Below are 23869 nucleotides of genomic sequence, written 5' to 3'. Positions count from 1 at the left end.
TATTTTTTGAGAATAATATGGAAAGAAATGTAGATAGTTTGATTAAGCAGACAATAGAAATAATTCATAAGAATAAAAGTCATGGTGATTATTTTAATTTATTAAAAATTGCTGGAGTTAGTAGTAGTGAGGTTTTTACCCATACTCCAATATTAAAAGAGCTATTAGATCCAAATGGTTCGCATGGACAAAAAGCATTCTTTTTGAAAAGTTTTATAAAATATTTAGGTTTGGATTTTCAGTTAGATGAATATGTGTCTATAAAAAAAGAATTTAGATGTGAAAATGGACAAATTGATATACTCATTCAAAATAAAAATGAAGCGATGATCATAGAAAATAAAATTTATGCAGAAGATCAAAATAAGCAATTAAATAGATACTATAATTATTGTATTGGGCAAAAAAAGCATCCATTAATTATATATTTAACATTAAATGGGGACGAGCCTAGTGTGTCTTCTTTAGGTGTAATAAAAAAACTAAATGATCAATATGTAATTGTGTTAAATGATGAGCAGCGTATTGTGGATTTACGTTGTATAAGTTATGCCGAAAATATTATTAATTGGCTTGAGAGTGTATTAACTGAAGTTCAATTGAGCAACAATTTGGTCTCAGCTATAAGTCAATATGTAAATTTATTGAAGCTGTTGACTGATAAGGTGATAACCGGAGGTAAGGAACTTAATATGATGCTGGAAAATTTAAACTCAGAAGAACTCGCGGCAATAAAACTCATTTCACGACAATTTGATAGCAGCGAATATCGTGGTTATCTACTTTTTCAATTATTTAACAGTGTCCAGAAAAAAATTATAGATAGTGGGAATTTTATAATTTCGGATGACTATGAAGATATTCTGTTCACTAAAGAAAATTGTGCGGCGTGGTTTGAGCAAGTTAGCACAAAAAATCCAGCGCTTAAAAGAAATGTAATAGGATGTGCTTTAAAATTTAAAAAAAATGCAAAGCTTATTTTTCTATTTATAGTGGCAACAAACGATCTGCATTATGGAATAGTTTTAGATGGTATAAGTTCTGAACAATTAAAAGTAATAACTAAAAATTTTCCAACTTGGAAGATACGACCAGTTTGGAAAAAAATAAAATATGAGTGGATTAGTCATGATATTGGAAATTTAAGAAAATTTTCCGAAGATACTTTTAAGTTGCTAGGTCTAGATAATCGTTTTTTAGATAGTTTTATTAATGATCGAATTAATGATTTAGAGATATTGGATAGACTATTAAACTTGGAATATTCTGGAATTTCCAAAACTAAATAATTGGAATTTTAAATGGATTTAATATTTTAGATAAAGTCTGGCATGGTCTTATTGTAATTTCTATACGCATTTCATTGGTTCTGCTTTACAGTCCACCTAAGAAATCGTTTAATCCACGAATTGTTAAATGATTTAAAAAGTTGATGTAGAAATGGCTAAACAATCTCGATTCCTCTGTATTGGTGGTTTCCTCAATGGAACACAAGTCAAAGATCAAGGCGACAGCTTTGTCTGTGTCGAAAACGCTAAAAACGTGACTTATCGAAAAATGGAAATTTTCCATCAAGACGCATGGGACCATGACTACTATGTGTGTGAAACGACAACAGAGCAACAAGCTAGGGATTGGGTTTATGACATTGAGCCCAATTAATTTCGATTCATTTGGAAAAATCCAAAAAAAGAATACGACACACGGATGTTGTTAAATAATAGACATTAAAAAGCCCCATTTTTCAGGGGCTAGTCGTATAGCTCGCGCCATACTCATATAAGGCTCATCTCATACTGAGCATATTAAAGCATATTTCTTAAATATTTTCAGCTCTTATTCAATGAGGGTTAAATCTGCTTTGTTTTCAAGTTTTAATGGACGTAAGGCAAAAATAGACCGCGTATGGCGCACACCTTTCATGGAGTATAAGTTCTTACGTAAAAAGCGTTCATAGTGCTCTGCATTTTTTACAGCGACTTTGAGTAAGTAGTCATAATCACCTGTGACTAAGTGCGCCTCAACGACTTCGGGCATATAGGCCAGTGCTTCACTAAATTGTTCCAAAATTTCATCATCATGGCGCTCAAGTGTAATTTCAATAAAAAACAACTCATTAATCCCAATCGCTTTGGGATTGATATTGGCAGTATAGCCTTCAATAATCTTTGCATTTTCAAGACGTTTAAGCCGTGTCCAACAAGGGGAGGAGGAAAGACCAACTTTTTCAGCTAACTGAGTCACAGTCAAACGCCCATCTTGACGAAGTTCTGACAAAATACGGCGGTCAATTTTATCTAAAACATGGCGATTGTCATTCATGTGCAATTCCTGCTAATAATTTTCTTTATAAATGGTTTTATGTGAAAATATTTCTCAAAAATACTTTGAAACAAGCAAATAATAGAGAAACTATTGAAGTGTCTTCTGATTACAATAAACTTATTCAATCAAAGTCATTTGGGAGATTGGCTTTGATTTGTAAATAACACCATTTAAGGGAAGGGTGCCTTTACATGGTGTTATTTACGCACTTATTTACAGTATCTTCTGCTTCATGCGTTTTTGCTTAAACCAATAGGTAAGCGTTAAACATCCAATCCAGAGTGGGATCAATGCCACCGCAATACGCATATCAGGTGTCAGCCACATCACTACTAAAATCCCTAGCATAAATATAATGCAAATGTAATTACTTAACGGATACATCAGCACAGGGAATAAAGTCGGCTTTTTCAAAGCCAGCATGTGTTGCTTGAACTTTAAATGAGTCAGTGCCAACATCATCCAGTTAATTACAATGGCTGAAACCACTAGACTCATCAGCAACTTAAAGGCTTTTTCTGGAAAAATATAATTCAGTACCACACAGATCAATGTCACCAGTGCAGAGCATAAAATAGCAGCATAAGGGATGCCACGCTGGTTAATTTTCTTTAAGAACTGTGGTGCATTGCCTTGCTCAGCAAGTCCCAAAAGCATGCGACTGGTGCCATAGCTGGTGCCGTTATATACCGAGATGGCTGCAGTTAAAACTACAAAGTTCAGTACAGTTGCAACGCCTTGACTGCCCAATGAGTCAAAGATCAACACAAAAGGACTACCACCTTCTGCAATTTGATTCCATGGAAATAAGGAAAGCAGAACAATAATGGTTAGTACATAAAACAATAAAACACGATAGACAATTTGGTTTACGGCTTTAGGAATAGTTGTCGTTGGATTTTTGGTTTCTGCCGCAGCAATACCGACCAATTCAATTCCACCAAAAGAAAACATAATGATGGCCATTGCCATGATTAAGCCTGAAAGACCATTAGGAAAGAAACCGCCTAGAGCCCATAGGTTGGAAATGGAAGCAGTTTCGCCACCTTGCCCACTGGTAAGCAACCAAGCCCCATAAGCAATCATGCCAATGATCGCGAGAATTTTAATCATGGAGAATAAAAATTCTGTTTCGCCAAAGACTTTGACATGCAGCAGGTTGATGGCATTGATCAGTACAAAGAAACCAAGTGCTGAAATCCACGTTGGAATTTCAGGCCACCAATATTGGACATAGAGGCCGATGGCACTTAGCTCTGCCATGCAGACCAAGACATTGAGCACCCAATAGTTCCAGCCCGACATAAAGCCTGCAAAAGGGCTCCAAAATTTATAGGCGAAATAGCTAAAAGAGCCACTCACTGGTTCCTCAACCACCATTTCACCTAATTGGCGCATCATAAAAAAGGCAATTAAACCTGCAAGTGCATAACCTAAAATGACAGAGGGACCCGCCAGTTTAATGGTTTGAGAAATGCCTAAAAATAGACCCGTACCGATAGAGCCACCTAAAGCAATCAACTGAATATGGCGGTTGCTCAGCCCATGATTAAGCTGACGTTGCTGTTGTGCAGACATGATTCATCCATCTCTAGCACATGCGATAGACATCACATGAACTATGACTTAATAAAAATTTGTGATGGAAATATAATATTTATTTATCAATTAATAAAACTAAATTTATCAATGCGTGTGGTTTTTAGTTAAATATAGCGCTTGCTGGTTAGAATTAAACCAGTTCAGACATTGAGTGCTTGAACTGGTGTAATACGTGAGGTCGTGATTTATATGAGGTTAAGCCTGCAGTTGTGCTGCAATTTCGGGCCATAAGTTTTGGTGGGAACGTTTAAACATGGCCATGTGACCAATGCTTTTGTGTCCATAAGCCTGTGGTTTTAATTCAATATGTCCTGTTTGTGCATTGGGATAGAGGTTAAGCAGTCCTTTGACATTGGCTTGAGTAGCAATTTCATCATCCGATGCCCAAATTGAGGTAATGGCGCAACGAATTTGATGGTGGAAGTCCACTTGGACTGTATTTCCTATGGCATTCATGACATAACCAGGTTTGCTACAAAACTGTGCCCATTCACGTGCCACATCTTTAGGCAAGTTTTCACCCATCCCGATGGCTTGAGTTGGGCCGTAGCCTAATGTATATCGAGCAATTGGGAAGATTAGCTTAAACATGACTGGAGCGAGTAGTTTGGTGCGGCCCTTTAAGTCTTTAACGTGTCCAGTAGAACCAGCAATAGCTACCACCTTTGCCACTTTTTTAAAGTTGGGATTAATACCTAAAAGTTGCCCACCTGCACTATGCCCGAGCAAGATCACTTGAGTTGCTTGGGTTTTATCTAATAGAGCATCTACTGCAGCAGGAATATCCAATTGTCCCCACTGTACAATACTCGCTTTTGACTGTTTAAGTGGTTCGTGCAGAGATTTCCCAATTCCACGGAAGTCAAAAACCAAAACAGCATAACCTTGTTCAGCAAGCCACGATGCAAAATGGTGGTAAAACTGTTGGGTAATGCCAGTTGCAGGGCAGATTAAAATAGGAAAAGTTTGCTGTGTAGCTTGGGCAGTATAAAAGCGTCCACTGAGTAAATAATGGTCGGAACAGGTGATGTTGAGCGTTTCGTAATTCTGCATGGTTGGCGTAGATATTTAAGTTGTTCATACTTTACTTGAGTTCCAAAAAGAAACTTGTCAAATCTATGACTTTAAAGTCAAGCGGATTTGTATAGAATGGGTCGAAAATAAAAAGGAAAACACATGCAGTTTGTTGAATTAGAGATGTCAGTTAAATTCGCACTTTTATTCAGTGCAATTTTTCTATTTGTAGGCATGCTAACTGGGGTGTGGAAATATGCTCAAATTCGCCATTCACCACAATTTCGCGCACATTATTATGTTGATATTGCACATCGTAGTAGTTTGCTATATGCACCTGCTAGCTTAATCATTGCCGTCATGGCGGTCATTTCAGTGTGGTCAGAGCCTGTAAACATGTTGTTTGTGGCAATTAATCTATTCTTTTTTAGCTTTTCGATACTGAGCTATATTGTGCATGGTGTATTACAAGATACCAATAACCAGTTTCGTAGTCCGCACATTTTAGGCAAATGGATTTTACCCAAATCCGTCATGGTGATGGCAATGATGGCTTTGGTTGTAGGGGAAATTGTGGCAACTTTTGGATTATTATGGGGTATGTTTTTAGGTTTATTCTAAGTTGTTATGATTTTTAGTCTTGGTACTTTTACAAAGGTGGATGACTGATCATCCACCTGTTTGCTAGTCAATTGACTGTGTGGCCTTTCGGAATTTTTGGTCGACAACTGCCCATAAGTAAAAGGCCAGTGAAACGACAATAGCATAAATAAAATATTCAGCTTTAAGGTTACCTTGAATTAAGCCATGCATGATCATAATAACCATCAGGGCAATGGTGGTACTTAAATACGTCACCATATTCTTGTTTGCCTTCAGAGCGCTAATGAAGACTTGCTTGTTGAAATGTAATGATAACATCTCCATCCCTCCTTGAGTTTTTGACTAAAAACCAATGTGTTTAGTCGGGTTAGTTCATACTGTTGTACTGCTAAAATTTGAGTTGATCAAGAGCAAAACAAACTATTTTTCAGAAAAATTATGCTATACCAATCAAAATATAAGTATGTAGCATTTTTTTTGCGAATAAATAGTATTTCCGTACGGTATAAGATAGCAAATAAATGTTCTGCCTAAGCTTATATGCCCATTGTATAAAGCAATATTGATGCCATGAATGGCATGATAGGATGGGCTTTAACGCGTTTTTTGTTTTCTAATTCTAAATTTATAAGAGATATGAAGTGCTTGGTATACGACTTTAGCGGTGTATGGTTTATGTATAGAAATGTACAAAAACTGATGTGAGCTAAAATGAAACAATATATGTCCATTTGGATAAAATGTGACAAATATTGATCATAATTAAAATCAGGTTTGGGTAAAACAAGATTTTAATGACATCAGTTTGTGTTTACTTTTTCACTTTGTCGATCACAACTGCAATGATAAATACAATGAGTGATGGAATTAGCCATGCAAGATTTTGTTCCGCAAGTGGCAGGTGAGTGAGGGCATAAGGAAGTTCAAAGTTGGCCACTTTTAAACCATCAAGAATACCAAAGACTAATGAAATAGCTGTAACTGGTGCAATTACACGTCTAGGATGGTTAAAGTATTTCCAGCCAAAGCTCAGCATAATCACCACAATCGCTGGTGGATAGATTGCACTTAAAACAGGCACAGAAAAGGCAATCAGTTTGGTTAAACCTAAATTGGAAATAACAAAAGAGAAGCCAATCAGGATGAAGACCCAAGTTTTGTAGCCAATTTTAGAAATTGAGCTGAAATATTCGGCACATGCGCAGGTTAGACCAATTGCAGTAACCATACACGCAATGAAAATCATACCTGACAGGAAAAATGAACCTAAGTCACCAAATGCATGTTGAACATATGCATGCAGGATCACTGCACCATTGCTCGCATTTGCTGCGACTTCGTGACTTCCGAGGCCAAGTTTGAATAAGCTTAGATAAACTAAAGTTAAGCCAATACCAGAGATAATACTTGCAATCACTGCATAACGTGTAATTAGCTTAGGGTTGCTGACCCCACGTGAACGAATGGCTTGAATAATTACAATACCAAAAACCAGTGCACCTAAAGTATCCATGGTCAGGTAACCATTGACAAAACCTTCAGAAACAGGGCTATCAATATAGTTGTTAATGGCTGGTGGAACAAAACCTGTTGGAATCACCATTGCGGCGATACCTAAGGTGGCTAAAGATAAGATCTTTAACGGAGAAAGTACATAACCAACCGTATCTAAAATCTTGTTTGGATACAGTGCAATGAGAGTGACGACACTAAAGTAAATTGCACTATAGATCAGCAAGCTGCTACTTGATGTTCCAAGATAAGATGAAAAACCTATTTCATAGGAAACGGTTGCTGTGCGTGGTGTTGCAAACAGTGGTCCGACAGTTAAGTAACATGTAATGGTTAAAATGAGACTGGCTATTTTACCCAATGGCGAACTTAAAATCTGAATCGAACCCTCGACACGAGATAGCGCAATAATAGTGATGACAGGTAAGCCTACAGCGGTGATTAGAAAACCAAACGCTGCTAGCCAAACATGTTCACCCGCTTGTTGAGCCACAATCGGTGGAAAGATAATGTTGCCCGCACCAATGAAGAGTGCGAAAGTCATAAAACCCAAAGCAACAATATCCCGAGTACGGAGACTTGTCATAAAAGGGAGATCGAGTTGAACAAAGGGGACGATTTTAGTGCATAAGTGTATTTTTGGCTAATTTATTTCATGGGTAGTATTAAATTTTTTTATAAGATGAAAAGTGAATATATCAACACGTAAAAAATGGGTTGATATATGTGTTTGATTATCCATTTTAAAATAGAAAAATTATAAATATTAAAAGCTTGGGTTTTAATATTTTGATCATCCAATATTGTAGTTTGAGTGGCTTAAAACTATACAAATTATTTTCAATATGAGGCTTTACTATCGTAAGACGATTTAAGTTTGAACAAAAACAATGTGAAAAGGACTATACTTGCGACTTCATAATTGAGGGTATTTCAATGCGTGGCTTAAATGTGAGCATAAAAACTGAACAAGATGTAGAAAAACTGCGTATATCTGGTCGTTTGGCTGCCGAAGTTTTAGCGATGATTGGTGAGCATGTGAAGCCAGGCGTTACGACGGAATATCTAGATGATATTTGTCATGACTTCATTGTAAATACTCTAAAAGTAACGCCTGCCAATATTGGTTATCACGGTTATACCAAGACTACCTGTATTTCACCAAATGAAGTGGTCTGTCACGGCATCCCATCGCCGAATGTTGTATTGAAAGATGGCGATATTATTAATATTGATGTGGCGATTATTAAAGATGGCTACTTTGGTGACACTAGTCGTATGTATTACGTGGGTACAGTAAAGCCAGCAGCTAAAAAGTTAGTTGATACGACTTATGAGGCGATGGTTGCAGGTATTCATGCTGTGAAGCAAGGTGCCACTTTGGGTGATATTGGTTATGCCATCCAGACAGTTGCGCACCGTGAAGGCTATAGTGTGGTACGTGAATATTGTGGTCATGGTATCGGTAAGGTGTATCACGAACAGCCAAGCGTATTGCACTATGGTCAACCAGGTAAAGGAATGCAACTTAAAGCGGGCATGGTGTTTACCATTGAACCGATGATTAATATGGGTAAAGCACATGTCAAAGAACTTAAGGATGGTTGGACCGTTGTTACAGCAGATCACTCTTTGACTGCGCAGTGGGAGCATATGGTACTCGTGACTGAAACAGGTTTTGAGTTGCTGTCTCCTTGGCCTGAAGGCACGGGCAGTTATCCAGAAATTTAACTCGATGTTTTGTGTGCGGTTAAATTTTAGACTTTGGTCTAGCTTTGTGGTCTAAAAGCTAAATTAAGTCTTAAAAGCAATAACTGATATTTCTAAGCCCCTTTATTTGTCGTATCTTTGATGCTTTTTGATTAAAACTTATACATGTAAGCTATTGGTCTGGGCTTTATGTTTTCACTAAAATAGTTTCCAAGATACTCGCTGTAGTTTCTTATTTTTGAAAGTTTATGAGCTTATCCACCTCGGTTAAGCTCTTTTTTTTCCCAAAAATATTTATTTTTTAGGCATTGAGTCTATATTGGCTTGGTTTAAAGGGACTTATTTGAACTCAATTGATCAATTAAATAATCAATAAACACGCGTACAGCAGGCAGTAAACCACGACGTGAAGGATATACTGCATGAAAAATACCATGCGGTGCTTTCCAGTCGGGCAAGACACGAACCAGCTCACCACTTTTTACCATATCTTGTACGATGCTGTCTGGAAGTAAGGCAATACCGCAGTTTTTACGGACTAGTTGAGCCAACATACTCAAATCAGAGCCCATCACTACAGGGTTTACGCGTATTTTCTTTTGTTGCTGTGCATCATTATGTACGATGATATGTTGATCTAAATGCTCATCGACCATACTCAAAATATGATGTTGGCTTAAATCTTCGGGTTGTTTCAGTTCGCCAAATTCATTCAAATACGCTTGGCTGGCAAATAAATGCTGTTCGATGTTCTCAAATTTGCGAATCACTAAACTTGGATCATCATCTAAGTTGGAGCGGACACGAAGGGCAATATCAAAACCTTCATTGATAATGTCAACTCGGCGATTGGTCACCATCATTTGTACTTTGATTTCAGGGTAGGCTTTTAAGAATCCTGGAAGAATGCGTGCAATTTCATTTTGTGCAATTGAGACAGGTAGGCTGAGTTTGATCACACCACGGGGTTGTAAGCTGAGATGATCGACCAAGTCGTGTGCGGCTTGTGCAGCATTCATCATCACTTGCGCATGACGGTAAATGTTCATCCCGATATCGGTCACTGCGAAATGTCGAGAACTGCGTTGAATGAGACGGACCCCTAAGCGTTCTTCAAGATTATACACGCGTCGACTGAGCTTGGATTTGGGAATGTCTGTTGCGCGTTCTGCTGCACTAAACCCGCCATGTTCAACCACTTGAGCAAAACAATAAAAATCATCTAAATCGCTTAACATTCACCATGTCCATTTGTGCAACGATGTGCTTAATTAAAAAGTGATCGTTGCGATTTGTCAATTTTGAAATTGTAGAGATTCAATTAAAAAGACTTAATTATTCAAGGTGTTTCACTGTGTTTTTTTGCTTGCTCGAGTATCTCAAGTACCATTTTATATTCCTCAAAACGTGCAAAGTCGCGAGATGTTGGATTGTTTATGCGCGCAAGGTTCATATTGTCTAGCACATCAACATATTTGACTTGGGTTGCAAGAGGGTTTAATACAGTGCGTTTGGCTGCTTCCAAACGGGATTCGCCTGTTTGTTTGGTGAGGGCTTGTATGGCTTGAATAATTTCGGTACTGAAGCCAAGCTCTTTTAAGTCTTCAGCAGTCGTTGCGGTATCTTCCAAAATGTCATGCAACACAGCAATGATTTGTAGGGTGGGATTGGAAAATTGCAACATGAGGCGTAGTGGATGCAGGATGTAAGGTTGTCCAGCCTTATCGAGCTGTCCTGCATGTTGAGTTGTAGCCAATACAATGGCATTTTCCAAAGTCGACATGATTGTTCTAGGCACTTTATCCTATGCTAAACTTCGCAGCATCTTTGTTTAAAAACTAAATTATGACTTACCAATTGATCTCATTAGACTGTGAAGCGACAGATCCTGTAGCGTGTCCACACTGCCAACAACAGGTGATTGATTGGTCACAAGAACAGTATGTTCAGCCCTGTGAACATACCTTATTTATTGCAATGGATATTGGCTTTGAATATATCACAGATGAGTTTGAAGTGACTATGCAGCGCAGTGTTGATGATCTCCATGCACATGATGATCAAGTCATTATGTTTGAAGAGTTAACGCAAGCCAGTTACCCGAAATTTATTATATTAAAAGCACCATTGGGTGTTGAAGGTTATTCACGCTATTTAGGCTTCACGGCTTAAACAATAAAAGCGCCATTGTGGCGCTTTTATTTTGAGTCAGTTATGAAGCTGCTTTTAGTTTTCTAAAGCTTCTTCTTCACTTTCATCATCTGCGGTATCCATACCGAGTTCTTTGAGTTTGCGGGTGAGAGTGTTACGCCCCCAACCGAGTAACTCAGCCGCATGCCGTTTACGGCCACGGGTTTGTTGTAGCGCAGCAATGATTAAAGTGCGTTCGAACATCGGGGTGGCGATATCGAGAATTTTCATCTCGCCATTTTTTAGCTTCTGTACAGCCCATTGACCCAATAACTCATCCCAATGATGAACTGCAATACGGTCTAGATTATGTGCGGACTGCGCATCTTCACCTGAGCGTGTAATTGGAATTTGCTTCAGTTCTGATGGTAGATCTTCAGGATAGACTTCACGTCCTGTAATCATGACTGTTAGCCAGCGACAGGTGTTCTCGAGCTGACGTACGTTGCCTTGCCAAGGTAACTGTTGCATATATTCTTGCGTTTCTGGGCGAAGGATTTTAGGGCTTACACCTAATTCTTTGCCCGCACGTGCCAAGAAGTGCTGCGCCAACATTGGGATGTCTTCGCTACGATGTGCCAGTTTTGGAATGTGAATACGAATCACGTTCAGACGGTGATATAAGTCTTCACGGAAGCGGCCATCATGTACCAGTTTTTCTAAGTCTTGGTGTGTTGCTGCGACAATACGGACATCTACTTTTACTGGAATATGACCACCGACACGGTAGAACTCGCCATCAGCCAGCACCCGCAGTAAACGCGTTTGAGTTTCAAAAGGCATATCGCCAATTTCATCTAAAAACAGCGTTCCGCCATTGGCTTGTTCAAAGCGACCTTGTCGTTGTGTATTTGCTCCTGTAAATGCACCTTTTTCATGACCAAAAAGTTCTGTTTCAATCAGGTCTTTTGGAATCGCGGCCATGTTGAGCGCAATGAAAGGTTTGCTGCTACGTGGTGAGTGACGGTGTAAAGCATGCGCAACCAACTCTTTACCTGTACCAGATTCACCATTAATCAGCACGGTAATGTGTGACTGAGACAAACGACCAATCGCACGGAAAACTTCCTGCATGGCAGGAGACTCGCCAATGATCTCGGTCGATTGAATCGGTTGTACCGTTTTTGCTGATTCTTGCTGCTGCATTTTAGTGATGTGCAAAATCGCACGATTCACTAAAGCCAAGGCTTCATCAATATCAAAAGGCTTAGGTAAATATTCAAATGCACCTGTTTGATAACTTGAAACAGCAGATTCCAGATCGGAGTGAGCCGTCATAATAATGACAGGTAGGTCAGGATAGTTAGCTTTAACTTTCGCTAAAAAAGTTAAGCCATCAATGCCGGGCATACGAATATCAGTCAAAATCACATCGGGTGCATCTAAACTGAGTTGGTCTAAAGCGGATTGAGCTTCTTCAAAGCTTGTGACGTCAAAACCTTCTTCTTTGAACGTTTTTTCCAGCACCCAGCGCATGGCGCGATCGTCATCAATTACCCATATTTTATTTCGCGACATGGTTTAACTCCCAAGGTATATATAAGCTAAAAGTTGTTTTTCCGGGAACAGATTGGCATTCAATCATTCCGTTATGTTGATGCATAATATTTTGCGCAATACTTAAACCCAGTCCTGTGCCTTTAGCACGACCCGTGACCAGTGGGTAAAACACGGATTCTAAAATTTCTTCTGGAACGCCTGGACCATTGTCTTCGATATCAATCCGTACCACGGAGCGTTGCAGTACACCATTGATGGTCACTAAACGTTGAATACGGGTGCGTAACATGAGTTCAGGTTGGTGGTCGACAAAGAACTCTTTATTTTCAGTCATGGCTTGCACTGCATTGACGCTAATGTTCAACATGACTTGGATTAGTTGATCACGATCGGCCATCACTTCAGGTAATGACAAATCATAATCACGGGTGATCTTAATTTTCTTTTTGGTTTGGTTGGTAATGAGTGAGCGAACACGCTCTAAGGGTTCATGTACATTCACCAACTCATAACTTGGGAGCTGACGAGAACCAAGCATGGTGTCTGCTAAATTACGTAAGCGATCGACTTCACTAATAATAATATCAGTGAACTCGCTGTATTGCGGATCATTGAGACTACGTGCTAACAGTTGTGTAGCACCACGAATCCCGCCCAGAGGGTTTTTAATTTCATGTGCAACACCGCGAATGAGTTGGCGTGCGACTTGATGTTGTTGTAGGAAATTTTCTTCCTTGGAAATTTTGAGCATCCGATCAATCGGATTGATCTCAATTAAAAGTAAAGGGTGATAGGGTTTATTTGAATTCAGCTGTGACACTGTATAGTCAACATGAATATCTTTAAAGTTAACCTTTATAATGGCTTCACGACGGGTGTAGTGTTGTCCCGAGTTTAAAGTATTGAGAAGTGCTTCTTCTGTATTGAACTCATCATTGGGCGCATGGAGTAAATTAAGCGCAGGTTGGCCAGAGGCACGTAAAAGACTGATATCAAATAATGCTTCGCAAGAGGAATTTAAGTAAAAAATATTTAATTTACTGTCGACCAATAAAATCGCAGTGGTCAAATTGTCCACTAAAAGTCGGTAGTCGATAGAAATAGGGTGATCCATTAGCGAATGTATCCTGTATTAAAATAGCGCAATGGCATCTTGATAAAGCATTAAGCGTTCCAAATAGCGGACTGAATTGATGCAAATTAAGCAAAATGCACGCCAACTTTGATTTTGTATAGTGGAATGAGCACACTTTTTTTGCGGAATGCGCTGTAAATGAACGATTGGCTTAAGATATAGCGGATTCTAAAAATCAAGTAAACCGAAAGTGGTTTAAAATGGTGCGTTATTTAAATTTTACTACACTATTGGCTTTATTTTAGTGCATTGCACAAAGAGTATGGAATCGACCTATTTTTATAAACAGAAAAGACATACAATACGCGCATTCTAGTGGAGCGCAGATTCATGAAATCCCCCAAAGTCGGTTTTGTTTCTTTAGGTTGTCCTAAGGCATTGGTTGATTCCGAACGAATTTTAACTCAGTTGAAGACTGAAGGCTATGATGTGGCATCAGATTATGATGGTGCGGATTTAGTCGTTGTAAATACCTGTGGTTTTATTGAATCTGCAGTGCAAGAGTCTTTAGATGCCATTGGCGAAGCCATGAGTGCGAACGGTCGTGTAATCGTTACGGGCTGCCTAGGTAAAGACGAAGACAAAATTCGCCAAATGCACCCAAATGTCTTAAAAGTGACAGGGGCAGCAGCATATCAAGAAGTGATGGAAGCTGTGCACCAATACGTGCCTGAGCCACCAAAACACAACCCATTTATTGACCTTGTTCCAGAACAAGGGATTCGTTTAACCCCAAAGCATTATGCGTACTTAAAAATCTCAGAAGGGTGTAACCATCGTTGTACCTTCTGCATTATTCCAAGCATGCGTGGTGACTTAGTGTCTCGCCCAGTCGGTTCTGTTTTAGAGGAAGCGGCTGCGCTGAAACGTGCGGGTGTTAGAGAAGTACTCGTTATCTCCCAAGATACTTCTGCTTACGGCCTCGATACCAAATACAAATTAGACTTCTGGAATGGTCAACCTGTTAAGACAAAGTTCTATGACATGTGTGAGGCCTTAGGTCAACTGGGTATTTGGGTACGTTTACACTATGTCTATCCATATCCACATGTGGATGCAGTGATTGACTTGATGGCACAAGGCAAAATTTTGCCTTATTTGGATATTCCATTCCAACATGCAAGTCCAAAAGTTTTAAAACTAATGAAACGACCTGCACATAGTGAAAATACCCTTGAGCGTTTAAAGTTATGGCGTGAAAAATGTCCTGACTTGGTGATTCGTTCAACCTTCGTTGTGGGTTTCCCAGGCGAAACTGAAGAAGATTTTGAAATCTTACTTGAGTGGTTAAAAGAAGCACAACTGGATCGCGTAGGCTGCTTTACCTATTCACCTGTTGAAGGTGCAACAGCAAATGACTTGCCAGATCATGTGCCTGAAGAAATTAAGCAACAGCGTTATGAACGCTTTATGGAAGTGCAACAGGCGATTTCTGCTACAAAACTTCAAAAGCGTGTTGGTCAGAAAATGACGGTGCTGGTTGATGAACTGGACGAAGAGTTCCCAGTTGCGATTGCACGCTCATACGCAGATGCTCCTGAAATTGATGGCAATGTATTTGTGGAAGACATTGATAAAAGCCAGATTAAATCAGGTGATTTGTTAGAAGTCGAAATTACCGATGCAGATGAATATGATCTGTATGCACAATTGATTTCGATTAAATCGAATTAAGACACAAATAAAATTTTAAAATTTAGATATTGGAGTTATTACGATGTTGGATTCTAAAAAACCACGTTTTGAGCGCATCTTGCTGAAACTTTCTGGTGAAGCATTGGCTGGAAATAAAGATATGGGGATCGACGCTCAAGTGCTTGATCAGATGTCTTTGTCGATTGCTCACTTAGTTGGTTTGGGTGTGCAGGTCGGAATCGTTGTGGGTGGTGGTAACCTGTATCGTGGTAGTCAATTACAGAAAGATGGTTTGGTTGGTCGTGTAACGGGTGACCAAATGGGTATGCTTGCAACCGTGATGAATGGTTTGGCTCTACGCGATGCTTTGGTGCGTCGTAACATCAAAACCCGTTTAATGTCAGCACTTCCAATTGGTGCAGTGGTTGAATCATATTCAAGCCGTGATGCAATTCGCCACCTGACCCAAGGTGAAGTATGTGTGTTTGTAGCAGGTACAGGTAATCCATTCTTTACTACAGATACAGCAGCATGTTTACGTGGTATTGAGATCGAAGCAGACCTTATCTTGAAAGCAACGAAAGTTGACGGTGTCTACAACAAAGACCCAAGTAAATACGATGATGCAGTGAAATATGACAGTCTGACATTTGATCAAGTGCTAGATGAAAAACTGGGTGTGATGGATTTAACAGCGATTTGCTTATGTCGTGACCACAATGTACCGCTTCAAGTCTTTGATATGAATAAAGCAGGTTCACTGCTTTCAGTGGTTATGGGTGAAAAAGAGGGTACTCACGTAACGAACTAATGTACGTGACCTTGAAAGCTCTCTATACTACACACTATTTTAGAATTTATATCTTTTCGAATTAAGTAAGGAAGATCACATGATTAACGATCTTAAAAAAGACGCAGAAGACCGTATGAACAAGTCACTTGACTCGTTAGAGCATGGTTTTGCTAAGGTTCGTACAGGCCGTGCGCATCCATCTATCTTAAACGGTGTAATGGTTCCTTACTATGGCTCTGACGTGCCATTAAACCAAGTGGCAAACGTGGGTGTTGAAGACTCACGTACACTGTTGGTTCAGCCATTTGAACGCACAATGGTTGCAGCAATTGATAAAGCGATTCGTGAATCAGACTTGGGTTTAAACCCAATTACAGCTGATGCGATTCGTGTTCCTATGGCGGCGTTGACTGAAGAAACGCGTCGTGACATGCAGAAAGTTGCACGTAACGAAGCAGAAAATGCAAAAGTTGCAATTCGTAATATTCGCCGTGATGTACTGGGTGATATCAAAGCATTATTGAAAGAAAAAGAAATTTCTGAAGATGATGAGCGCCGTGCATCTGATGATATTCAAAAAATCACAGATAAGTTTGTTGCAGAAGTGGACAAACGTCTTGCGACTAAAGAAGCTGAGTTGTTGAAGGTCTAAACTTTATAATGACCGATTCAGAAGACAACCTTTCTCTTCCAAAACATGTTGCCATCATTATGGATGGCAACAATCGTTTTGCCAAAAAAAATGCTTTACAAAAGGGGGATGGTCATCGTGAAGGTAAGAATGTCCTAGACCCGATTGTTGAGCATTGTCGAACAAAAAATATAGAAGCATTAACCGTTTTTGCTTTCTCAAGTGAGAATTGGAAGCGCCCCCAAGCTGAAGTCGATTTGCTCATGAAGTTGTTGGAAGATACTATTCATGAACAACTGCCTCGTATGCATAGATATCAAATGTCTTTGCGTTTTATTGGTGATCGAGCAAAATTATCCCCGCAATTGCGTGACTTGATGTTGCATGCTGAACAAGAGACTGCTAATTTCAAGGGCATGACTTTAACCATTGCTATCAGTTATGGTGGGATGTGGGATATGGCACATGCTGCCAAGCAAATTGCACTTGCTGTTCAATCTCAAGCGTTAGATCCTGAGCAAGTTGATGAACAATTGTTTGGAAAATATGTCAGTTTGAGTGACTTACCCGCTGTGGATCTATTGATTCGAACAGGTGGGGATTTTCGCTTATCGAACTTTATGTTGTGGCAAGCATCTTATGCAGAGCTTTACTTTACTCCAACGCTTTGGCCGGAGTTTAGTGTGGAAGAGTTTGATGACGCCTTGGCTGTATTTGGTGGTCGTGAACGTCGTTTTGGAAAAACGACTGAACAAATTCTACAAGATAAAATTGAGAAAAAATAAATGTTAGAGCGGATTATAACCGCATTGGTTTTGGTGGCCGTTGTATTGAGTTGTATGTTTGCAACCCAGTCACACTATCCAATGTTTGTGCTGATGATTATTGCGGCAGGGGTTGCAGGCTATGAGTGGTTTAAACTCATGCCCCGCACAACAAAAAATGTAAATAAGCCTCTTGCATGGGGCTTTGGTCTGTTAACCGCAGGCTTAGCAACCTTGGCTTTATATTTTAATGATATCGCACTGTTGCTCTGGGCGGCGTCTATTCTTTGTTGGCTACTAAGTCTTTATTGGGTGAAAACTTATCCGCAATACGATGCTTGGTATAACTCAACACTAAATGTTATTGGGATCGTACTTGTTTCTTCTGCAGTGACCGCTATTTTTGCATTATGGAAAATGTCGCCTTGGTGGCTCATGTATCTGTTTTTGTTGGTGTGGGGTGCTGATAGTGGAGCATATTTTGTTGGGCGAAAACTGGGCAAGCGTAAGCTTGCACCTGAAGTCAGCCCAAATAAATCATTAGAAGGTCTTTATGGTGGTGTGATTACTGCCATGATCATCGTGGTTGCAGTTGAAATCCTCTATTTAAACTTAACTTATGCACAGCATTTATTGTTTCTTATTTTATCTGTAGTGACAGTATTTAGTTCAGTGTTGGGTGATTTGTTTGAGTCCATGATCAAGCGTCGTGCTGGAATTAAAGATTCAGGCCGTATCTTGCCAGGGCATGGCGGTGTGCTCGATCGTATTGATTCCCTACTCGCTGCTGCACCAATCTTTGCAGCAGGTGTATATGTGTTAAAACTCATTGGCGTAGATTTGTAAATGTCACAATCAGTTTGTATTTTGGGTGCTACTGGGTCAATTGGACAGAGCACCTTAAAAATATTGCAGCAACATGCTCAACGCTATTCAGTATTTGCGGTTACGGCTCACAGTCGACTTGGTGAGCTTGTTGAAATATGCCAACAGTTTCATCCTAAAATTGTGGTGGTTCCCCAAACTAAAGTTGATGAGTTGCGTCAGCTTTTAGTTGCAGTCAATTTACCGGATATTGAAATTCTAGCTGATGAAGCGGGATTGATTGCAGTTGCTGAGCATCCCGCAGTTGATATTGTGATGGCTGCTATAGTTGGAGCAGCAGGCTTAATGCCGACGTTGGCAGCGGTTAAAGCAGGCAAGCGGGTACTGCTTGCAAATAAAGAAGCTTTGGTAATGTCTGGTGACATCATGATGCAGGCTGCTCATGATCATCAGGCATTATTGCTTCCTGTTGATTCTGAACATAATGCAATTTTCCAGTGTCTTCCACACAGTTATTTAGATACTGAGCGTTCAGGACAACCCAAACTTGGCGTTTCGGGGATTTTGCTTACAGCATCAGGAGGCCCTTTTTTAAAGCATAGTTTAGATGAGCTTCGAAAGGTAACTCCTGCGCAGGCGTGTAAGCATCCGAACTGGTCGATGGGGCAAAAAATTTCAGTAGATTCAGCGACGCTGATGAATAAAGGTTTGGAATTGATTGAAGCGTGTCATCTTTTTTCAATTGAAGAACATTTTGTTACAGTAGTCGTGCACCCACAGAGTATCATTCATTCCATGGTGCAGTATGTGGATGGATCAACGTTGGCACAAATGGGTAACCCAGATATGTGTACGCCGATTGCGCATGCTTTAGCATGGCCTGAGCGTATTGAAACACATGTACCTGCTTTGGATTTATTTAAAAATCATCAGTTAGATTTTCAGGAACCAGACACTATACGCTTTCCATCATTGGGTTTAGCGCGTCAAGCGATGAAAACAGGTGGTACGGCTCCAGCGATTTTAAATGCTGCTAATGAGGTAGCCGTTGCTGCATTTTTGAATCAACAGCTTGGTTTTATGGATATTCCTGCTATTGTTGAACACACTTTAAATACTATCCAATATCAAGCTGCAACAGAACTTGATGTTATTTTAGAAGCAGATCGAAACGCACGTCATGTTGCTCAGCAATATGTGGTGAATATAGGAATTTAAGCATGAGCGCCTTGTTTATTATTGTTGCGGCAATTTTGCTTTTAGGCCCACTTATTGCAATACATGAGTTTGGGCACTATTTTGTTGCGCGTAAATTGGGCGTAAAGGTTTTAGTTTATTCTATTGGATTTGGTCCAACGCTTTTAAAGTGGACTTCTAAAAAATCGGGCATTCAGTATCAACTGTCAGCACTGCCATTGGGTGGTTATGTCAAAATGCTTGATGAGCGTGAAGGCGATGTATCTGAAGAAGACTTGCCTAAAGCATTCAATCGTCAGCATCCGTGGAAGCGTATTGCGATTGTTGCAGCTGGCCCGTTGATTAATTTAGCATTAGCAATAGTTTTGTTCTGGATACTCTTTTTACCTGCACAAGAGCAATTGAATACGCGTGTGGGTAAAGTGTTACCGAATACCCCCGCGGCGCAAGTTCAAATGCAAGTCGGCGATAAAATTACCGCAGTTGATGGTTTAACAACACCGACTTGGGAAAAGTTGAATTTTGCTTTGGTTGATCGTGTGGGTGAAACAGGTTCAATTCAGATTCAGGCCGAACGGAATGGTCAGATCAAGACTTTTAATCTGCCTATACAGCATTTTCTGAAAGATCAAACACAGTCTCCACTTGACGTGCTTGGTTTTATGCCATACAGGCCTAAAATTCCAGCCGTTGTTACAAAGCTAAGTGAAGATGGCGCAGCTATTCGTCAAGGCATGCAACAAGGAGATAAAATTGTTGCAATTGATGGCGTCAAAATGAAAGACTGGTTTGATGTGGTGCAGGTCGTTCAAGCATCGCCTGAAAAGTTGTTAAAAATTGAGGTGCTTCGCAATAATCAGTTGGTACAGCTTGAGGTGATGCCACAAGGTAAACGCGACAATATGGGTAAGGTTTCTGGTGTCTTGGGTGTACAAAGTGACTCAGGAAAGATCAGTATTCCTACAGAATATAAACAAACGATACAATATAATCCTGCCGAAGCCTTCATGATGGCGGTGGACAAAACTGGTCAATTGTCGAGTATGATTTTAAACTCGATTATGAAAATGGTACGCGGTTTGATTGGTTTAGATAACCTATCTGGGCCGATTACCATTGCCAAAGTTGCGGGACAAAGTGCAGAAATGGGGTGGCAGACTTTCATCTCATTTATGGCGCTGATGAGCGTTAGTTTAGGTATATTAAATTTATTACCTATTCCTATGCTTGATGGTGGACATTTGGTCTATTATTTTATAGAACTGATACGTGGTAAACCTGTTTCTGAACAAATACAATTGGTTGGTTTGAAAATTGGTATGGTATTGCTCGGAAGTATGATGCTTCTGGCACTATTCAATGATTTTATGCGTTTGTAAGAAAGCGTAGATACGGAATTAAATTTTACATCGGAAAAGACTGGCATGCAGCACACACATTTATTTATGCCTCTGGCGCTCGTTAGTGCTATGGCAACAGTACAACAAGTATATGCAGCAGAAGATTATATAGTACGTGATATTAAGGTTGATGGACTTGTTCGTTTAACGCCAGCAAATGTTTATGGAATGATTCCGTTGAACAGTGGAGATCGTGTGAGCGATGCTGCGCTTGCCAATGCCATTCGTAGTTTGTATGCAACAGGTTTATTTGATGACATTAAAACTGAAAAGCAGGGCGATTCGCTGGTTTTCAAGGTTGTCGAACGTCCTCTTATTTCTAAAGTTGAATTTAAAGGAAATAAGCTTATCCCTAAAGAGGCCTTAGAAGAAGGTCTCAAAAAAATGGGTATTACAGAAGGTGAAGTGCTGAAAAAATCAGCCTTACAAACTGTTGAGTCTGAACTTGAACAACAGTACATGCAGCAAGGTCGTTATGATGCTGATGTAAAAGTTGTCAGTACACCAAAGCCGAACAATCGTGTAGATTTGACGATTGAGTTTGTAGAAGGTAAAGCTGCAAAAGTTGTAGATATCAATATTATTGGTAATACCGTTTTTAAAGAAAGCGAAATTGAACAAGCGTTTGCAGTAAAAGAGAGTGGTTGGACTTCTATTATTTCGCGTAATGATCGTTATGCACGTGAAAAGATGGCCGCAAGCTTAGAGTCGTTGCGTGCACTTTATTTAAACAAAGGCTATATCAACTTTAATATTAATCACTCAAGCTTAAACTTAAGTGAAGACAAGAAGAATATTTTTGTTGAAGTTTCTGTTGATGAAGGTGAGCAATTCAAATTTGGCGAAACCAAATTCTTAGGTGATGCTTTATATACACCTTCAGAACTAAAAGCATTACAAATTTATAAAGATGGCGATATTTACTCGCAAGAAAAAGTAAATGCAGTTAAACAATTGCTTCTACGTAAATACGGCAATGCTGGTTATTACTATGCCGAAGTTAATGTAGTGCCTCAGATTGATAAAGAAACCCACTTGGTTGGCTTAAATTATTATATTAATCCGGGTCAACAAGTGACAGTTCGTCGTATTAACTTTGCAGGAAATACCAAGACTGCGGATGAGGTTTTACGTCGTGAAATGCGTCAGATGGAAGGTGCATTAGCGAGCAATGAAAAGATTGATTTATCTAAAGTGCGTTTAGAGCGTACAGGTTTCTTTAAAACTGTTGATATTAAACCAGCACGTGTACCGAATACTGCAGACCAAGTCGATCTTAATGTAAATGTTGAAGAACAACATTCTGGTACAACAACATTAGCTGTTGGTTTCTCGCAAAGTGGTGGTGTCACGTTCCAAGCAGGCTTAAGTCAAACGAATTTCTTGGGCACGGGTAATTCGGTTGCTATTGATTTAACACGCTCAGAGACGCAAGACTATTATAATTTAAGTGTAACTGACCCGTATTTCACCATTGATGGTGTAAAACGTGGTTATAACATGTATTACCGTAAAACCAAGCTTGATGATGACTATAACGTCAACAACTATGTTACAGACAGTTTAGGTGGTGGTCTGACTTTTGGTTATCCAATTGATGAAAACCAAAATATTAGTGCAGGCTTAACGATTGATAAAACTAAAGTAACCACTGGTCCATACGTATCCACCTATGTGCGTGATTATTTGTTAGCGCATGGCGGTAAGAAAACTGGCACAGGCACATATTGTTCTGGTTCTTGGAGCGATGGTGTATGTGTTGATGATGATGGTAATGAAATTTCAACCCAAGAATATAGTTCAGAGTATCAAGGCGATTTCTTTACTTATAATATTAACCTTGGTTGGTCTTATAATACATTAAACCGTCCAGTATTCCCAACATCAGGTATGTCGCATCGTGTGAATGGTGAAATTGCATTACCTGGTAGTGATGTTGAATATCAAAAAATTACCTATGATGCACAAGGGTATCTTCCATTAGGTAAGGACTTCGTACTTCGTGGTTATGGTAAGTTGGGTTATGGTAATGACCTTCCATTCTACAAAAACTTCTATGCTGGAGGTTTTGGTTCGGTTCGTGGTTATGACACAAGTACATTGGGTCCTAAATACGATGGTGTTTATTATACTGAAACAGGTCAAAATGATCCTTCTCCTGAAGAAGTGGGTGGTAACGCACTTGTACAATTTGGTACGGAATTGGCATTACCTTTACCATTTAAAGGCGATTGGACGCGTCAAGTTCGCCCAGTGATTTTTGCTGAAGGTGGTCAGGTTTTCGATACGCAATGTGATGTATTTTCTACAGAAACTGAGCGAAAAACTTGTAAAGATGAATATGGTTTTGACCTAAGTAATTTGCGCTATAGTGTTGGTGTTGGCTTTACGTGGATTACAATGATTGGCCCATTATCGTTAAGCTATGCGTTCCCACTGAATGATAAAGACGGTGATGAGACGAAGAGCATTCAATTTGAAATTGGTCGTACCTTCTAAGGTCGACCTTTCTTTATTTATATGACAGATTAAATCATGAAAAAAATTTTTACAGCATTGGTTTTAACGGCTTTAACTTCAACAGTAGTCAATGCGGCAGGTTATGGTGTCGTGGATCTTGAGCGTGTAGTTGAAAATAGCACATATTTAAAACAACAAAACTCAAGCTTCCAACAAAAAATACAGCCACAAAGCACTAAGCTTGATCAACTAGGTAAAGAGCTTCAGGACTTGCAACAGCGTTTGCAGACTGGCGATAAATTAAGCGATGCAGAAAAGCAAAAATTAGTGGCTCAATACCAAACGAAGCTGAAAGAGTTCAATGCTTTACAGCAAACAATGCAAAGTAGTGTACAAAGTTCTATTCAACAAGTTCGTTCAGTTTTTGATACGCGAGTGAAGCAAGTTGCTGAACAATTGCGTAAAGAAAATCAATTAGATGTTGTTTTGAATAAAAACTCGGCACTTGCCTATGACGCTAAGTATGATTTAACTGATAAAATGATTCAAAAGGTTAACGCAATTAAGTAATCC

23 protein-coding genes are annotated in these 23869 nt (G+C 39.5%); 14 read left to right on the top strand and 9 right to left on the bottom strand.

What is annotated here, in order from left to right:
• Positions 1-17 precede the first annotated feature (17 nt).
• The gene (locus DPG01_RS03115; RefSeq protein ID WP_110974151.1) at positions 18-1289 is read left to right on the top strand and encodes a PD-(D/E)XK nuclease family protein; all 1272 of its coding nucleotides are present in this window, start codon (positions 18-20) and stop codon (positions 1287-1289) included.
• Positions 1290-1440: 151 nt separating this feature from the next.
• Positions 1441-1662 carry a hypothetical protein gene (locus DPG01_RS03110; RefSeq protein WP_110974150.1) on the top strand — a complete coding sequence of 74 codons (222 nt, stop codon included), beginning with the start codon at positions 1441-1443 and terminating at the stop codon, positions 1660-1662.
• A gap of 174 nt (positions 1663-1836) precedes the next feature.
• On the opposite strand, the gene DPG01_RS03105 is transcribed toward DPG01_RS03110, so the two are convergent.
• The 3 genes from DPG01_RS03105 to DPG01_RS03095 all read right to left on the bottom strand — a co-directional run bounded on the left by DPG01_RS03105 (position 1837) and on the right by DPG01_RS03095 (position 4980).
• Positions 1837-2322 (bottom strand): Lrp/AsnC family transcriptional regulator, encoded by a 486-nt coding sequence (locus tag DPG01_RS03105; RefSeq protein WP_086207634.1) that lies wholly within the window; start codon positions 2320-2322, stop codon positions 1837-1839.
• 216 nt (positions 2323-2538) lie between these two features.
• Positions 2539-3903, bottom strand: a complete 1365-nt coding sequence (locus tag DPG01_RS03100; protein ID WP_110974149.1) for an amino acid permease — start codon at positions 3901-3903, stop codon at positions 2539-2541.
• 219 nt (positions 3904-4122) lie between these two features.
• On the bottom strand, positions 4123-4980 hold the full coding sequence (locus DPG01_RS03095) for an alpha/beta fold hydrolase (protein WP_110974148.1): 858 nt from the start codon (positions 4978-4980) through the stop codon (positions 4123-4125).
• Between the two features lie 123 nt (positions 4981-5103).
• Here DPG01_RS03095 and DPG01_RS03090 point away from each other — a divergent pair, with 123 nt between their 5' ends.
• A complete protein-coding gene (locus tag DPG01_RS03090; RefSeq protein ID WP_086207631.1) occupies positions 5104-5562 on the top strand; it encodes a hypothetical protein in 459 nt (152 codons plus the stop codon).
• 63 nt (positions 5563-5625) lie between these two features.
• Here the strand turns inward: DPG01_RS03090 and DPG01_RS03085 are convergent, their stop codons facing one another.
• Positions 5626-5862: a hypothetical protein gene (locus tag DPG01_RS03085; protein WP_086207630.1), complete on the bottom strand. Its 237-nt coding sequence runs from the start codon at positions 5860-5862 to the stop codon at positions 5626-5628.
• Positions 5863-6355: 493 nt separating this feature from the next.
• Positions 6356-7642 carry a branched-chain amino acid transport system II carrier protein gene (gene brnQ / locus DPG01_RS03080; RefSeq protein ID WP_110974147.1) on the bottom strand — a complete coding sequence of 429 codons (1287 nt, stop codon included), beginning with the start codon at positions 7640-7642 and terminating at the stop codon, positions 6356-6358.
• 350 nt (positions 7643-7992) lie between these two features.
• Here brnQ and map point away from each other — a divergent pair, with 350 nt between their 5' ends.
• Positions 7993-8787 (top strand): type I methionyl aminopeptidase, encoded by a 795-nt coding sequence (map, locus tag DPG01_RS03075; RefSeq protein WP_086207628.1) that lies wholly within the window; start codon positions 7993-7995, stop codon positions 8785-8787.
• Positions 8788-9095: 308 nt separating this feature from the next.
• On the opposite strand, the gene DPG01_RS03070 is transcribed toward map, so the two are convergent.
• Together DPG01_RS03070 and DPG01_RS03065 are read right to left on the bottom strand one after the other, a co-directional pair.
• On the bottom strand, positions 9096-10004 hold the full coding sequence (locus DPG01_RS03070) for a LysR family transcriptional regulator (protein WP_086207627.1): 909 nt from the start codon (positions 10002-10004) through the stop codon (positions 9096-9098).
• 101 nt (positions 10005-10105) lie between these two features.
• The gene (locus DPG01_RS03065; RefSeq protein ID WP_086207626.1) at positions 10106-10549 is read right to left on the bottom strand and encodes a phosphohydrolase; all 444 of its coding nucleotides are present in this window, start codon (positions 10547-10549) and stop codon (positions 10106-10108) included.
• A gap of 62 nt (positions 10550-10611) precedes the next feature.
• Between DPG01_RS03065 and DPG01_RS03060 the strand changes: the two genes are divergently transcribed.
• Complete coding sequence (locus tag DPG01_RS03060) at positions 10612-10938, top strand: hypothetical protein (protein WP_086207625.1); 327 nt, start codon at positions 10612-10614, stop codon at positions 10936-10938.
• A 54-nt stretch (positions 10939-10992) separates the two neighbouring features.
• Here the strand turns inward: DPG01_RS03060 and glnG are convergent, their stop codons facing one another.
• Positions 10993-12474, bottom strand: coding sequence for a nitrogen regulation protein NR(I) (gene glnG / locus DPG01_RS03055; protein WP_086207624.1), 1482 nt, complete (start codon positions 12472-12474; stop codon positions 10993-10995).
• Positions 12461-13570, bottom strand: a complete 1110-nt coding sequence (gene glnL, locus DPG01_RS03050; protein WP_004696555.1) for a nitrogen regulation protein NR(II) — start codon at positions 13568-13570, stop codon at positions 12461-12463. The genes glnG and glnL overlap by 14 nt, the downstream gene beginning before the upstream one ends.
• A 351-nt stretch (positions 13571-13921) precedes the next feature.
• On the opposite strand from glnL, the gene rimO reads away from it, so the two are divergent.
• From rimO to DPG01_RS03005, 9 genes are all read left to right on the top strand, one after another.
• Positions 13922-15265, top strand: coding sequence for a 30S ribosomal protein S12 methylthiotransferase RimO (gene rimO, locus DPG01_RS03045; RefSeq protein ID WP_086207623.1), 1344 nt, complete (start codon positions 13922-13924; stop codon positions 15263-15265).
• 43 nt (positions 15266-15308) lie between these two features.
• Positions 15309-16037 (top strand): UMP kinase, encoded by a 729-nt coding sequence (pyrH, locus tag DPG01_RS03040; RefSeq protein WP_086207622.1) that lies wholly within the window; start codon positions 15309-15311, stop codon positions 16035-16037.
• Between the two features lie 79 nt (positions 16038-16116).
• On the top strand, positions 16117-16671 hold the full coding sequence (frr, locus tag DPG01_RS03035) for a ribosome recycling factor (RefSeq protein WP_086207621.1): 555 nt from the start codon (positions 16117-16119) through the stop codon (positions 16669-16671).
• A gap of 8 nt (positions 16672-16679) precedes the next feature.
• The gene (gene uppS / locus DPG01_RS03030; protein ID WP_086207620.1) at positions 16680-17435 is read left to right on the top strand and encodes a polyprenyl diphosphate synthase; all 756 of its coding nucleotides are present in this window, start codon (positions 16680-16682) and stop codon (positions 17433-17435) included.
• Complete coding sequence (locus DPG01_RS03025; RefSeq protein WP_086207619.1) at positions 17436-18260, top strand: phosphatidate cytidylyltransferase; 825 nt, start codon at positions 17436-17438, stop codon at positions 18258-18260.
• On the top strand, positions 18261-19457 hold the full coding sequence (ispC, locus tag DPG01_RS03020) for a 1-deoxy-D-xylulose-5-phosphate reductoisomerase (RefSeq protein WP_110974146.1): 1197 nt from the start codon (positions 18261-18263) through the stop codon (positions 19455-19457).
• Between the two features lie 2 nt (positions 19458-19459).
• Complete coding sequence (gene rseP, locus DPG01_RS03015; protein WP_110974145.1) at positions 19460-20815, top strand: RIP metalloprotease RseP; 1356 nt, start codon at positions 19460-19462, stop codon at positions 20813-20815.
• Between the two features lie 45 nt (positions 20816-20860).
• A complete protein-coding gene (gene bamA, locus DPG01_RS03010) occupies positions 20861-23335 on the top strand; it encodes an outer membrane protein assembly factor BamA (RefSeq protein WP_110974144.1) in 2475 nt (824 codons plus the stop codon).
• 36 nt (positions 23336-23371) lie between these two features.
• Positions 23372-23866 (top strand): OmpH family outer membrane protein, encoded by a 495-nt coding sequence (locus DPG01_RS03005; RefSeq protein ID WP_110974143.1) that lies wholly within the window; start codon positions 23372-23374, stop codon positions 23864-23866.
• Positions 23867-23869 lie beyond the last annotated feature (3 nt).

Origin of the sequence: Acinetobacter sp. WCHAc060042 (genome assembly GCF_003231195.1) — a bacterium.
Lineage (GTDB): Bacteria > Pseudomonadota > Gammaproteobacteria > Pseudomonadales > Moraxellaceae > Acinetobacter.
Note: the sequence above shows the minus strand (reverse complement) of the source record. Positions and strands in the feature narration are given on the sequence as shown.